Origin of the sequence: Pseudomonas sp. CBC3 (genome assembly GCF_037967085.1) — a bacterium.
Lineage (GTDB): Bacteria > Pseudomonadota > Gammaproteobacteria > Pseudomonadales > Pseudomonadaceae > Stutzerimonas.
In genome coordinates this window covers 278,641-293,472 of record NZ_JBANEO010000004.1, presented here as the reverse complement: position 1 = coordinate 293,472, position 14,832 = coordinate 278,641, and the positions used below count along the sequence as shown (strand labels likewise).

Genomic DNA, 14,832 nt, shown 5'->3' with positions numbered 1-14,832 from the left:
TGGAGAACTACAGCGCGACAATGACCAGAACCGAGGCGGTACTCCCCAACTACCAGCAAGCGGTGCTCCTCGGGGGCGGCGGGCTGCTGCTGGGCTTGTTGATCCTGTCGATGAGCACCGGTGCCGGCGTTTACGGCGCAGTCGAAGTGCTGCATTACCTGCTGGGCGATCCACTTGCCGTGGCGGACGACAAGCTCGCGCTGGTGGTCGAAACCCTGCGCCTGCCGCGCACCCTGGCGGCTCTGGTGGTCGGCGGCAGTCTTGCAATTGCCGCCTCGCTGCTGCAAAGCGCGACGCGCAATCCGCTGGCCGAGCCCGGTCTGCTCGGTGTCAATGCCGGTGCGGTGCTGGGGCTGGTGATCGGCCTGATCTTCTTCGGCGTCGAGTCCACTCGCGGTTATTTGCTGTGGTCCGGTGCCGGCGCGCTGTTGGGGAATCTCGTGGTGCTGGGCGTTGGCCTGATGCTTGGCCAAGCCAGCCCGCTGAAACTGATCCTCGCCGGCGTTGCGCTGGGCGCGATCTTCGGCGGGCTTTCCAACTTCATGCTGCTCCAGACCCGCGTGGCGCTGGAGCAGTTTCGTTTCTGGAACCTAGGATCACTGTCGGCCTCCAGCCTGGACGCCGTGAGTACCGTGGCCCCGGTCGCCGTGATCGGCCTGTTCCTGGCTGCCCTGCTCTGCCGGCAATTGACTCTGATGCAGATGGGCGACAGCCAGGCGCGGGCGCTGGGCATTCACACCACCTGGGTGCGCCTGGGTGTACTGGTTGCCTCGACATTGCTCACCGCCTGCGCAATTTCCCTCGCCGGCCCGGTCGGCTTCGTCGGCTTTCTCGCGGCCTATTGCGCAAGGCTGATCGAGCCGGTCGCGCTGCTGCGTCAACTGGTGTTCTCGACGCTGTTCGGCATGCTTTTTCTGCTGGCGGCCGACGTGCTCGCGCGTTGGCTGCTGCAACCTTTCGAGCTGCCAGTCGGCACCTTGTTGGCCGCACTGGGCGCGCCGGCGCTGATCGCCATCGTGCTGCGCGGCGGTTTCCGTTCTCTGCTGACGGTGAGGTAAGCATGACGTCAATCACTCCCAGCGGCGTTTGGACGCTGCGCCTGGGCGGCATGAGCCTGTTGTTGCATCGTCGCAACTGGCTGATGTGCGGCCTGCTTACCCTGTTGCTGGCAACGCTGGCGGTTTTCGCCATCAGCCTCGGATCCGGCCACATGGGCATGCGCGATGTGCTCGCGACCCTGTTTGGCCATGGCAGCAAGCTGAACGAAATCATGCTGTTCAAGATTCGTTTACCACGGGTTGCCGCAGCCATCGTCGCGGGCTTCGCCATGGGCATGGCCGGGTGCCTGATCCAGACGCTGGTGCGTAATCGCCTGGCCACGCCGGACATGATCGGCGTGAACGAAGGCGCCTCGTTGGCGGTGGTGGGCTTTTCCCTTTATCTCACGCTCGGCAGTTGGCCCTGGTGGGCTTCGCCGCTGGGCGCAATGCTGGCCGCGGCGGCGCTGTTTACCCTATGCCGTCGCCCCGGCGAGCAAGGTTATCTGTTCATCGTCATCGGCATTGCGCTGTCCGAACTGTTCGGCGCGCTGGGCGACTTCGCCATGTCCACCCAACCGCTGGTGCACCTGGGCAGCATTTACCTTTGGACCATGGGCCACTTCGCTGGCATCAGCTACCAAACGGTCAGCCCCATCGCACTGATACTGCTGCTGTTGTGCCCATTGATGGCGCTGCTCAACCGACCGCTGGCGCTGCTGCGATTCGGCGATGCCACGGCACATAACCTCGGCATACGGGTGCCGCTGGTGCAACTCGGCGTACTCGGTCTGGCGATTCTCGTGGCGTCACTGGGCACGGCGATCGGCGGGCCGGTGGTGTTTATCGCCATGGCCGCACCGATCCTCGCGTCGTGGCTGGCGCGCGACAACCTCGCCCCGCTCTGGCTGTCTGCTATTTGCGGTGCGGTGCTATTGCTGGGCAGCGACACCCTGGTACGCGTATTGGCGCAGCCGGAGGAAATCCCCACCGGGATCATGACGCGCCTGCTTGGCGGCATTCTGCTGCTTGGCCTGCTATTGAAGGACAGACGAGGGGCCGATTGATGACGGTACTGAGCGTACGAAACCTGCATTTCGCCTATCAGGACAAGGTGATTCTGGACGACCTGTCCTTTTCCCTTCCCAAAGGTCGGCTGATCGGCATCGTCGGGCCCAACGGCAGCGGCAAATCCACCTTGCTCAAATTGCTGGCTCGCCAGCTGCCGTTGCAGCGTGGAGAGATCGAGATTCACGGCCAGCCTCTGCTCCGCCATTCGATGAAAAGCCTGGCCCGCCAATTAGCCTTTCTGCCGCAGCGACCGGTGATGGCCGAGGGGATTCGCGTCGAACAGTTGGTGCAGTACGGTCGCCATCCGCACCAGGGCTGGTTCAACCAGTGGAGCGAGGAAGACGCCCGCCAGGTCGCCCGTGCGCGAGCGGCGATGCAACTCGACGCCATCTGGCATCGCCAGGCCTCGTCACTCTCCGGCGGACAGGCGCAACGCGCGTGGCTGGGCATGATCCTGGCGCAGAACACCGACCTGATTCTGCTCGACGAACCCACCAGCGCGCTGGACATCGGTCACCAGGCTGAAGTCATGGAAGCCGTGCACCGGATCGCTGCCGAGGGCCGCACCGTGCTGATCGTCATCCATGACCTGGGCATCGCCGCCCGCTATTGCGACGAGTTGATTGCGCTCGCCGACGGCCATATCCAGGCCATGGGCCCGGCTCGCCAGGTGATGACCAAAGCATTGGTGGACCGCCTCTACCAGACAGAGGTGGACATCCTCCCCGCGCCCGGCGACGGCGCACCGGTGATCGTGCCGCGCCGCCGTTCGCTTTCCGCTTCCACCCCATCGGCCACTCGCACCCCTGCGGTGCATGAACTCGCTCAACAGGACACGACCCCATGATCAAACGAAACCCCTGGCGCTTAACCGCAGCGCTGATCACCGCCGTGCTGACTCTCAACGCTCATGCCGAAAACCGCCAGATCGAAGATGCCCTTGGCAACAGCGTGACCGTCCCGGCTACGCCCGAGCGCGTCGTTACCCTCAGCGAGATCGACCTGGATACCGCGCTGACCCTCGGTGTGACACCGGTCGGCACCGTCAACGGGCGTGGCCAGGCGGTACCGCCGCGCTATCTGGAAGGCAAGCTGCCGTCCGGTATCAAGGTGGTCGGCGATCTCGACAACCCCAACCTGGAGACGCTGCTGGAGTTGCAACCCGACTTGATCCTGACCGGCCCGGTAAAGCCGGAGCAGCTGGCCATCCTCAACGAGATCGCGCCGACCGCGGTCACCTTCAACTGGGGGCAGCCATGGCAGCAAAGCATGCAGCGCACAGCTCAAATATTGAACAAGGATGCCGAAGCCCAAGCATTTCTCCAGCGTTATGAAGCCCGTACCGCCGAGGCTCGCGAGCGGCTGAGCGATCATCAGGGCGAAACCTTCAGCATCGTGCGCTGGAACCCGAAGGGTCCGTCGTACATGTTCAAGGACTCCTTCGCCAGCACCGTTGCCAAGGATGTCGGCCTGGTGCGTCCGGCGCATCAGCAGGACGCCGGCCATACGCATTCGATGGCGCTGAGCCTGGAGTCGCTGGAGCTGCTGGACGCCGACTGGCTGGTGATCGGCACTTTGGCGACCAGTGGTGAAGCGGTCGAAGCCATGCGCCAGGCCGAGGAAACCGCTGCGTTCCGTCAGCTCTCGGCCATCCAGACCAAACGCTTCGGCGCGGTCGACGGCTCGCTATGGACCTCGGTTGGTGGCCCGATGGCGGCCATGCAGGTGATCGAGGACATCGAGGGGATCGTTGGCAAGGCCGATGCCGAGCCGGTCGCGAAGGATTGATCGCATTCAGCGACCCCGTGGGGTCGCTGAAACAATGTTCACACCGGCTCGGGCAAACGCTTGCGGTCGATCTTTCCGCTGGCGGTTTTGGGCAACGAATCGAGCAGCACGATACGGCTCGGGATCATGTAATGCGGCAGACCGCGCTGCAGCTGCCGGCGAATCTCCAACCGAGTCGGGCCAGCGTTGCGCAGTTCCACATAGCCCACCAGACAGGCTTCATCGCCCTCCCCCAGCAGCCGCACCGCAGCCTCCAGCACACCATCGATGCGACGTAGGCTCGCTTCGATTTCACCCAGTTCGATGCGAAAACCGCGCAGTTTGATCTGATCATCGCGACGGCCGCGATACTGGAACTCATCCTCGCCGATACGCCGCACCCGGTCGCCGGTCCGGTAGAGGCGCCGGCCCTGCCATGCAATGAAGGCCTGCTCGGTCAGGTCGCTACGCTGCCAGTAGCCCTGCGCCAGCGACGGCCCTTCGATGCACAACTCGCCCTCGTCGCCCGGCGCAACGTCGATGCCTTGCTCATCCAGCACCAGGTGCCGATAGCCATCCAGCGACTGCCTGAGCCGCACGCCTTGCTCGCCGAGCGGCAGCTCGACGCTCGACATCATCGACCAGACGGTCGCCTCGGTGGGGCCGTAGCAGTTCCAGAGCTGGCCCACCATACCGCCCAGGCGCATCGCCAGGTCCACATCCAAAGCTTCCCCGCCGCATAGCGCAACCAATTTGGCGCGGCCCTGCCAGCCGGCCTTGAGCAGCATCCGCCAGAATGCCGGGGTCGCTTGCAGGGTGTTCAGGTCCGGGCGGCTCTCGAGCAGTTGCAGCAACGCCACCGGGTCTTTGTGCGCTGGCGCGCAGACCACTTCCACATAACCGCCTGACCACAGCGGGCCGAGCATCTCCAGCAGAGCGATATCGAATGCCGGCGTGGTGGTGAACAGCCAGCGCGTGGCCGTACTGACGCCGATACGCCGGGTTGCGGCGTTCAGAAAATTGCTCAGTGCGGCGCGCTCGATGATCACCCCCTTGGGCTTTCCGGTGGAGCCGGAGGTGAACATCATATAAGCCGGTACGCGCTCATCCAGCCGCGGCGGCTCGGGCATCTGCGCCAGCCCGGGCTGCAAGCGCAAGGACGGTGTCAGCGCCCGCGGCGCCTGCTCGTCCTGAATGATCCAGCGCACCTGCGCATCGTCTGCGATGCCCTGCAACCGTTCCAAAGGAAAGTCTGGCTCCAGCGGCACGAAGCACAACCCCTCATGCAGGCAGGCCAACAGCGTGGCGATCAGGTCCGGACCACGATTCAAATGCAGCCCTACGCGGTCACCCGCGACCAGCCCGCGTTCACGCAGTTGCAGCACGATGGCCGCAACCCGCGTGTGCAGCTCGGCATAGCTGAAGCTCGCGCCGAGACAACCCAGAGCGGGTCGCGCGGCGTGGCGGGCAAACACATCGGCGAAATGCGCGTTGATCGTGCTCATCGCTCAGCGTCCTCGGCCAGCACTGCTAGCGCCTGCAAGTTGTCACGCATAGACGTCAGCAGACGAGCGCTCAGATCCTCACGCAGGCTGCCGATCTGGCGCAGCGTCAGCAGGCCGTCGAAGACGCCGCCGTGCAGGCTGATCAGCTCGGCGGACAGATTGTCGGCCTCGCTTGGATTGCCAGGCTGCAACGGCAAGGCTTGCCAGTCGCCTGCCCCGCTCTGATAGACGCCCAGATAGTTCAGCGCCACCGGCGGTAGCGGCAGGCTGTCGCGGTGGGCCGGGTGGCTGCGCAGCGGCAGATAACCGACGCCCTTGTCCGGGACCCGACGCAACTGCTCGGCGACATGCCGTATCAAACCAGGCCAGTCCGCCTGATTCTGCACCGCGACCGGGAACATGCTGGTGAACCAACCCACCGTGCGGCTGACGTCCAGCGCGGGATCGATCGCCTCACGCCCGTGGCCCTCGAGCATGATCCAGTGCTGCTCACCGAGCCCCAGCTCCACCAGCGCGCGCGTCAGCGCCACCAGCAGCAGCTCCCGAACATCCACCGCGAAATGCCGAGTGGCGCACTGAGTCAGCTGACGCGTGATGGCTTCGTCCAATTGCAACAGCTGCGGTTCGGCCGGCTGTGACGACCAATCGGCGGCGATGCGGTAGTTCATCCCGGCGATCTGTCCGCGCCAGTACGGCAGCTGCGCCTCCGCACGCTGGGCATAGGCCGCCAGCCCTTCGCCCCATTGTCGGTAGCTGCTGGTTTTGTCGGACAAGGTTTCACCGCGCGCCAACCGCTGCAGGTCTTCCACCAGGATGCGCCAGGACACGGCATCGATAACCAGGTGATGGAAGGCGATGAACAGCCCACGTGCGCCGTTCGGCAAACCATCGATCAGCGCCCAGGCCAAGGTCCGTGCACTGGCCGGGTCCAGGTGCGCCTGCAGCTCGGTTAATGCCTGCTGAAGCCCGACTGCGTCCAGTGCAGCCGCATCCAGATGAGCAGGCTCGATTAACGGTAGGTATTGCTGATAGCACTGACCGGTTGGGATGGCGACCAGGCGCAGCGCGTCGTGCTGTTGCAGCAGCTGGCGCATGTAATCCATCAGCTGCGCCGTCCCCACGTCGCCGGGCAGGCGCAGCACCACGCCCTGGTTCCAATGCTGCGGGCGGGCAAATGGCTGCTCGAAGAACCATTGCTGGATCGGTTGCAAGGCGAAGTCACCGGCGAGAAGGCCCTGCTCGGCGCGGACCGCCTGCGCCTCGCGCGAGCCCGCCAGCACTCGGCAGAGTCGGCGCACGGTCTTGGCTTCGAACACTTCCTTGACGCTGCAGGGGTAACCCGCGTCGCGAAGACGTGTTGCCAATTGAATGCTGAGGATGGAGTCGCCGCCCAGCCGGAAGAAATCGCTTTCCACGCCTAGCGGTTGCTCCAGCACGCCTTGCCAGATATCCAACACCTGGCGCTCCAGCTCCCCGACGGGCGCCACCCGCTGTTCTGTCGCAGCCAGTTCCACCGGCGGCAAGCGCTTCTGATCCAGCTTGCCGTTGGCGGTCAGCGGCATTTTTTCGAGCAGCATCAATTTCAGCGGCACCATGTATTCGGGCAGTCGCCGCGCCACGGCCTGCAATACGGCATCCGGCTCGGGAATGGGCTCGCCGGGTTTGACGGTGGCGTAGGCCACCAGCGCCTGGCGCGCTGCCCGGCCGGCGACGATCACCTTGATTTCCTGCAAGCTCGGGCAACTGGCGTACAGCTGGGCCTCGATCTCGCCCGGCTCGATGCGGTAACCGCGTAGTTTTATCTGCGCATCGAGGCGACCCAGGTATTCGTATTCGCCGGTGGCCAATAGGCGTGCGCGGTCGCCAGTGTGGTACAGGCGCACCTGTACGCCGGCCACGCGTTGTTCACGGAAGGCCTCGGCGGTGCGCTCCGGCTGGTTGAGATAACCGCGAGCCAGGCCCAGACCGGCCAAGCAGAGTTCGCCGGGCACGCCGACCGGGCACAGCGCGCCGTGCCGGTCCAGCACCACCGCCTGCATGCCCTCGATGGGCGCGCCGATGGTCAGGCGCTTGCCTGGCACCAGCGGCTTGGTCAGCGCGGTCACGGTGGCCTCGGTGGGGCCGTACATGTCGATCAGGCGGAACTGACTTGCCCAGCGTTGCGGAATCGCCGGCGGGCAGGCTTCGCCGCCGAAGCCCACAGCTTTCATCGCCGGCAACGGGCGTTCCGGCAGCGTCGCCAACAGCGCCGTGGCAAAAATCATGTGGGTGGTTTCGGTTCGCTCGATCTCATCCAGCAGGCCCTCGCCGGGGTCGGCCCAGAGCAGGCAGGCACCGTGGACGAGCGGGACCAGCGCGCACATGTTGCCGGCGTCGAACGACAGCGACATGCAGTCCAGCATGCGATCTCCCGGCGCGACATCCAGCCGGCGGCCGTGGTCCAGCAGCAGGTTCGCCAGCGATCCGTGCTCGACCATCACGCCTTTCGGCACGCCGGTGGAGCCTGAGGTGTAGATCACCTGCGCGAGTCGCTGAGGATTGTGTTCGCTCAATGGCGAATTTGGGGATTGCGCATCCAGTTGGGCCTGAACCTCGGCACATCCAAGGTCCACCCAACGTTGGTCCGCCTCAAGCGCAAAGGGCGCCGCGCCCTGGCCAACAATGGTTCGGACATTGGCGTCACGCATGATGTGCGAGAGCCGTTCCTGAGGGTAATCGGGATCCAGCGGGACGTAGGCGGCGCCGAGCTTCCAGCTGGCGAGCAGTGCGACGGCAAAGGCATTTTCACGACGGGCGAGCACGCCGACCAGCTCACCCGCAGCGCAGCCCTGAGCCCGTAACCAATGGGCCAAGCGGTTGGCGCGTGCATCCAGTTCTGCATAACTGACGCTGCCCTTGCCCTGCCGCAACGCGGGTCGAGACGGGTGCGTTCGGGCCATGTCCTCGAACAACGACAAGGCCGTCACTCCGTCGGGATAAGCGGCTGGCAGTTCGTTCAGGCACCGAGCAGTCTGCGTCAGCAGCGGCTCATCGAGCATCGGCAGCTGCCAGATATCCTGTTGCGGGTTGACCACCACCGCTTCGAGCAGGCGCAGCAACCGGCTGGCATAACCCTCGACGCTGCTACGCTCGAATAGCGCCGTGGCGTAGAGCCAGTCGACCCGGACCGAATCCATCAACTCGGTGACCTTGACTGAGATATCGGTCTTGGCCGGCAGCACTGGCGAGGTCTCCTCCACCGCGTCGCAGCCTGGAATCAGGTCGTTGAAATCCACCCGCGCCTGGTACACCAGCATGATCTGGAAAATCGGATTGATCGCCGTGTGGCGGTCCATGCCCAACGCTTCGCTCAAGGCCTCGAAGCGATAGAGTTGGTGATCGAAGGCACGCAGATCGTCCGTCCGGCATTGGCGCAGATAGTCGACGAAAGACTGCGCCTCGGGCAGCTGCGTGCGTAGCACCAGCGTATTGACGAAGAAGCCCACCAGCGGCTCGATATCCGCTCGCTCGCGATAGGCCAGCGGTGTGCCGACCACGATGTCGCGCTCACCGGAGTGCCGAGCCAGCAACAGCGCGAACAACGCATGCAGGCCGATGAAGGGCGAGGTGTTATGGTGCTGGCAGAGCTGCTTGAAGCGCTCCCACAAGGTGTTGTCGATAGTCGAGAACACCACTTCGCCGCCGCTGGCCGGTTGGGCCGGCCGTGGCTTGTCTAGCGGCAGGCTGTGTACCTCGGGAATGCCAGCCAGGCGTTCGACCCAGAAGGGTTTGAACTGCTCGTGGTAATCGCGGAACAACGGCGAGTTGAACCAGTGCGCGTAGTCGATGTACGTCAGCGGCGGTTCGTCCCAGCTCAACGGCTGGCGATTCTGGTAGGCAAGAAATGCCGTCTTCAGATCAGCGAACATATTCTTCACCGACCAGCCATCCGAGATGATGTGGTGCTGGTTGATCATCAATAGATGCTCGCGCTCGCCCAGCTCCAGCAGGTTGACCCGCGTCAGCTTGCCGCTGGTGATGTCGAACGGGCGCTGGATTTCCTCGCGTACCCGCTGCGCCACGCGTTCCGCACGTGCCTGTGATTCGAGATCCCTCAGGTTCTCGTACACCAGCTGAAACCCGCTGTGCGGCAGAATCTCCTGCTCGCCGCGCCCCTCGGCGCTGCGTTGAAAGCGCGTACGCAGACTGGCGTGGCGGGCGACCAGCGCATCGAAGGCGAACGCCAACGCCGCGACATCCAGCTCGCCGGTCAACCGAAAGAACACCGGCATGTTGTACAGCTGCGAGTCCTGCTCGTACTGCTCGATGAACCACAGCCCGCTCTGCGACGAGGACAGCGGCCCGGCGCTGCTGTGCCACGGTGCGATCGGCGCCTCGAAGGACTGTCGCGCGCGCAGACATTCGATGATGGCGTCGCGGTTGTCGCGAATCTGCTGGCCGAGGGCGGGCGTGACGGCGTCTTTGCTCGATTGGGAAACCAGTTGTCCCTGTTCGTTGAGTGCAAGCTGCACCCCCTGCTGAGCCAGGTGCTTCAGCAGGCCGATGATGTTCTTGTGCATCTGCTTAACCTCTCAAAATCTATTCAACGTCTGCTGCGCGTCGGGCCTGCTGCGTTGAAAACAGGCTCGGGTGCTCATTTACCGCTCGTAAACTGCGCGCCCTCGCCTGTTTTCGCCTTGCAGGCCTCTAGCTCGCGAGACGTTGAACAAGTTTTTCAGGCTGCCAGGGTGGCGCCGCCATCGACGACGATGTCCTGCAGGGTGATGTGGCTGGCCAGGTCGGATGCAAGGAACAGCACCGTGCGAGCAACCTCCTCGGGCGTGGCGATCTTGCGTAGCGGAATGCCCAGTTTGTATTGCTCCGGGAAGCCGGCAATGGTGCGTTCGCGGGCATCTTCGCTGTGCCACATACCGCGCTGCATGGCGGTATCGGTGGAACCTGGCGAAACCAAATTGCAGCGCACGCCGTGCTCCGCCAGCTCCAGGCCGGCGGTACGAATCAAGCTGGAAAGCGCCGCTTTGGACGCGCTGTATGCGGCCATCTGCATGCGCGGGACGTGGGTCGCGTTGCTGCTCACGGCGACGACCGCGCCGTGCCCCTGCGCCTTGAAGCGCGGTATCAACTCGCGCAGCAGATAAAAGGGACCGGAGACATTTACCCGCATCGACGCGTCCCAATCGGCCGAACTCAACTCCTCAATGGGCGCCAGCCGCAAGATTCCGGCGACACTGGCGAACACATCCACCGTCTGCTGCGCGCCGAGCAGCTCGCTACAGGCCTGTTGCACGGCGTGGGCATCGCTGACATCGAGCACGTAAGGGGTGAAGCCGTAATCCCGTTCCGGAAAGGCTCGGTCGAAACCGGTGACCTGTGCGCCCAGCCGCACGAATCCCTCGGCAACCGCGCGGCCGATGCCCTGCCCGGCGCCGGTGACCCAGACGCTTCTACCGCTGAAATCCATCTGATCGTTCATCTGCCTGCCCCTTACCAAACCATTTCCACCTGCTCTTCCCGCTGCTGTATGCGGCTGTCGAGGAAGCTGCAGAAGTCCGCCAATTGCGGATGATCGAAGACATCCGAAACCTTCATCGCAGCGCCGAATTCGGCGCCCAGACGATTGACGATCTGGATGGTCTGCAACGATTGGCCGCCGAGTTCGAAGAAGTTGTCTTCAGGCTGAATGCCGCTGACGCCGAGAATCTGCTGCCAGATGGCGCTGACCCGGCGCTGGGCCTCGTCGCTCAAGGCGCGCTCCGGAGCGCCACCCAGGTATTCCTGGTGCAGACGTTTGCGGTCGAGCTTGTTGCTGCCGGTACGCGGTAAGGCGGAAAAGTGACGGTAATCGGTGGGCACCATCGCGGCGGGCAACACTTCGCTCAGTTCGCGCTTGATGCTGCGAATGTCGTCGCGCGGACCAGCGACGAAAGCCACCAACCGGCGCACGCCGGCGCCCAGTTCCAAGCCCAGCACGCAGGCCTCGTCGACGCCATCGAGTGCCAGCAGCCTGGCCTCGACTTCGCCCGGCTGGATGCGATAGCCGCTGATCTTGAATTCGTTGTCCAGCCGACCGAGGTACACCAGTTCCCCGTCCACCAGTCGCACTCGGTCACCGGTGCGGTAGATCCGTGCCGTCTCATCGCCGATACGCAGATGGGCAAATGCCGGCGAATCGCTGTTGAGATAGCCGTTGGCCAATTGAGCGCCGAACAACACCAGCTCGCCTTCCAATGCTGGGCGATCGCCGCGATCGAGAATCAGCGCCTCGACGCCGGCCAGCGGCCGGCCAATGGGCAACTGCTCGCGGTTGGGGTCGATGCGCTGCAGATCGCAAGTGGTGGCGACCACGGTGGTTTCGGTCGGCCCATAGGTATTGATCAGGCGCACATCCGGCCGGTTCATGCCTTGCCAGGCGGCCAGCTGCTCCGGGTACACCGCTTCGCCACCGATGATCACCGTCTTGAGCGGCGCGGGAATCCGCGCCTGGTCACTGCGCAGTGCGACGACCCATTCGTTCCAGAACGCCGTGGGCAAATCGACGACGGTAATTGCCTGCTGCTCCAGGCTTTCCACGAAAGCGGTCATCGACTGAAGCATCGCGTCGGTGCGCAACACCAGCGTGGCGCCGGCGGACAGGCTGACGAAGACCTCCTCGATGCTGGCATCGAAGTTGAACGGCGCGAACTGCAACACCCGGTCAGTCGGAGTGATCCCGTAGCGCTGTTGCGCCGCCACGGCGAAGTGCTCCAGTGCTCGATGACTGACTTCCACACCTTTCGGCGTGCCGGTGGAGCCGGACGTGAACATCAGGTAGCTGGCCGCATCGCCATCGCGTGGGCGGTACTCGCGATTGGCCGAGGTCAGCAGGCCGATCAGCTGGATCGGGCCGCGATGGATATCGGCAAGCCTGTGGCGGTAGACCGCCTCGGTAATCACCAACGCAAGGTCGGCGCTCGCGCAGATCAGCCGTTGGCGATCCGCTGGTTGCTCCGGATCGAGCGGTACGTATACCGCTCCAGCCAGCAGAACTCCCAGCTGCGCCAGAATCGCTAGCGGCGACCGGCTCAGCATCATTCCGATCCGCTCGCCCGGCTGAATGCCCTGCTCCACCAATGCTGCGGCAACCATTTCGGCACGCGCTTGCAGCTCGCCGTAGCTCAGCGCCTGTTCATGCTGGATCAGCGCGATACGTTCCGGCTGGGCGTGCGCTTGCTGGCGTATCGCATCCAGCACACTGCCCGGCTGCCCAAGGTTGCCAACAGCCGGCGCGCTCAGGCGCTGCCAGGCGCGCCGCACGGCATAGAGCTCGTCGAGCAACACGTCGCGCGGCTGCTGCGGCGCGGCCAGCCAGCATTCGAGCAGGCCGAACAGTTCTTCCTGCAGGCCACGCACCTGCTCCAGGCTGTAGCAGGCCGGGTTGGCGTCGTAATCGAGCACCGGCATGCCGTCTGCGCCGACCTGCACTTCCAGGGTCAGGTCTTCCACCGGGCCGGCGCTGAGGTTCAGCGTGCGGGCCGGGCAATCACCGTACGCTAGCGGACGGTCGAACGGCATGATGTTGATCAGCGGGCCGAACAGGCGCTGTTCGCCACCGACTCGGCCGAGGTCGCGCCTCAACGATTCGTAACGGTAATGCTGGTGCTTGCGGCTGCTGCGGCGCAGCTTGCCGATGGCTTTCGCGCAGCCGATGAGATCAGCGTCATCCGGCAAATCCAGGCACAAGGGCGCGATGTTCATCTGCATGCAAGGCACGTTGAACGCCGCCGAGCCGATGCGGTTCATCACCATCAATCCAAGAACCTGCGCCCGGCTGCCGCTGACCTGCCGCAGCTGGGCCGAGACGCCGGCCAACAGCAGATCCGGCCAGCCGATGCTGTGGGCATCGGCGACTTCGTTCAAGGCTTGCCACAGCGGCGCTGGGAATGTCGCGCCGTGACGAATGAAGGTGGCGGAGATGGGCGCGCTGCGCTCGCTGAAACTCACAGGCTCCGGCATACGTGACAACGTTTCCAGCCAGTAGCCGCGCGCGGCGGCGGTGCGGCCCTGGGCGTCCCGTTCTGCGTCCTCCTTTAGCACATCTTTATAACGACCGAACCCGCTAGGCGGCGCGGTTTCGCCTTTCAGCGCAGCACCGTAAAGCTCGGCGATTCGCTGGTACAACAAGTTGGTGCCATAACCGTCGAGGGCGATGTGATGCACGCAGCTGTAGAGAAAATCACCTTCATCAGCCCGCAGCAACACGAAGCGGCACGGCAGCTCGCGTTCGAGATCCAGCGCGACGCGGATGTCACGCATGGCCCAATCGCGCACCCAGCGTTCGGCCTCCTCGCCCGTCGGCACCTGGACTTTTCGCACCTCGACCGGCAATTCACAAGGTTTGAAAAGCACCGCTTCTTCATCGGCAACGAACAGACCGGACAATGCCTCGCATTCGCGCACTGCTTGCTGCACCGCAGTGGTCAATGCTGCTGCATCAATCTTGCCGGCGAAGGCAATGCACTCGGCGGTGTTGAACATGGCGCGGTCTTCGTTGAGCAGGTAGGCGTACCAGAGCCCCTGCTGAGCGATACCCAGCGGTCTCATAGCGCACCCCCGTGTTCACGAATAAGCGTCCACCAACCGTTGAGCGTCGGCGTCTTCGCCAGATCGGTGAAGCTGAGTTCGAGGCCCTGCTCGCGCCATTCGCTGAGCAGCGACATGATCTGGATCGAATCCAGACCGTAATCGAGCAGGTTCTCGTCGGGATCGAACGGCTCGTCCATCTCGTCGAGCATCGCCAGCAACCGCGCCTCGAGTGCTTCACGGGTCGGCAGCGATGCCTGTGGCTTACCGAGGTCGAGCACGTCACGACAGCGGATCACCCGCCCGCAGCGCGTTGCCACGTAGTCCAGTGCCATCAGGTGTTCGGCCTGGCTAAAATCAGCGATGCCGTCCGCCAGCATGAAAGGCTGGATGTCCCGCATGAAGGCATCGCAGGCCGTCATCAGGCAGCCGATATGCCCGTAGATTCCGCCGATGATCAACTGATCGCGGCCGAGCTCAGCCATCATGTGTTGCAGCGGCGAGCGCTGAAAAGCGCTGTAGCGCCACTTGGTCAGCACGGTGTCGTCGGCAGCAGGCGCCAGCCCGGCAACGATGGCCTGGCGCTCGGGATGCTGGGTAATGCCAGGGCCCCACATGTCGGTGAGCAGCGCCCGATCCGCGGCGGCCTGTTCGACCGGCTGCGCAGTGTATACGACCGGAATGCCCAGGGTTTTGCAGCATTCGCGAACCAGCGCCAGGCGTGCCACCAGCGCGGCGATGAAGGCGCTGTCTTCACCCCAGAAGTCGCAGAAATAGCCTTGCATGTCATGGATCAACAGCACCGCGCGATCAGGATCGACCGACCACTGGACTTTGTTCGCGGCCCATTCGCTGGGCAGGCTGTAGGGCGTCAAAGTGGGAATAGCCATGAA

General features: G+C 64.2%; 9 protein-coding genes. 4 read left to right on the top strand and 5 right to left on the bottom strand.

Going from position 1 to position 14,832, the window contains the following annotated elements; all coding sequences use genetic code 11:
• The first annotated feature begins 20 nt into the window (after positions 1-20).
• Genes V6943_RS18085 through V6943_RS18070 form a run of 4 tightly spaced genes read left to right on the top strand, consistent with a single transcriptional unit; the run spans position 21 to position 3,896 of the window.
• Positions 21-1,058, top strand: coding sequence for a FecCD family ABC transporter permease (locus V6943_RS18085; RefSeq protein ID WP_340554940.1), 1,038 nt, complete (start codon positions 21-23; stop codon positions 1,056-1,058).
• 2 nt (positions 1,059-1,060) lie between these two features.
• Positions 1,061-2,104 (top strand): FecCD family ABC transporter permease, encoded by a 1,044-nt coding sequence (locus V6943_RS18080; RefSeq protein ID WP_340554939.1) that lies wholly within the window; start codon positions 1,061-1,063, stop codon positions 2,102-2,104.
• Entirely contained in the window at positions 2,104-2,955 is an 852-nt protein-coding gene (locus tag V6943_RS18075) for an ABC transporter ATP-binding protein (protein WP_340554938.1), read from the top strand. Before V6943_RS18080 ends, V6943_RS18075 begins: the two co-directional genes overlap by 1 nt.
• A complete protein-coding gene (locus V6943_RS18070; RefSeq protein ID WP_340554937.1) occupies positions 2,952-3,896 on the top strand; it encodes an iron-siderophore ABC transporter substrate-binding protein in 945 nt (314 codons plus the stop codon). The genes V6943_RS18075 and V6943_RS18070 overlap by 4 nt, the downstream gene beginning before the upstream one ends.
• A gap of 38 nt (positions 3,897-3,934) precedes the next feature.
• Here V6943_RS18070 and V6943_RS18065 read toward each other — a convergent pair whose 3' ends face one another.
• The 5 genes from V6943_RS18065 to V6943_RS18045 form a co-directional block, all read right to left on the bottom strand.
• Positions 3,935-5,380, bottom strand: coding sequence for an amino acid adenylation domain-containing protein (locus tag V6943_RS18065; protein ID WP_340554936.1), 1,446 nt, complete (start codon positions 5,378-5,380; stop codon positions 3,935-3,937).
• Positions 5,377-9,939, bottom strand: coding sequence for an amino acid adenylation domain-containing protein (locus V6943_RS18060; protein ID WP_340554935.1), 4,563 nt, complete (start codon positions 9,937-9,939; stop codon positions 5,377-5,379). Before V6943_RS18060 ends, V6943_RS18065 begins: the two co-directional genes overlap by 4 nt.
• Before the next feature lie 155 nt (positions 9,940-10,094).
• A complete protein-coding gene (gene dhbA / locus V6943_RS18055; RefSeq protein WP_445324153.1) occupies positions 10,095-10,853 on the bottom strand; it encodes a 2,3-dihydro-2,3-dihydroxybenzoate dehydrogenase in 759 nt (252 codons plus the stop codon).
• 11 nt (positions 10,854-10,864) lie between these two features.
• Positions 10,865-13,960, bottom strand: coding sequence for an amino acid adenylation domain-containing protein (locus V6943_RS18050; RefSeq protein WP_340554934.1), 3,096 nt, complete (start codon positions 13,958-13,960; stop codon positions 10,865-10,867).
• Positions 13,957-14,829, bottom strand: coding sequence for an isochorismatase family protein (locus V6943_RS18045; protein WP_197445103.1), 873 nt, complete (start codon positions 14,827-14,829; stop codon positions 13,957-13,959). Before V6943_RS18045 ends, V6943_RS18050 begins: the two co-directional genes overlap by 4 nt.
• Positions 14,830-14,832: the final 3 nt, after the last annotated feature.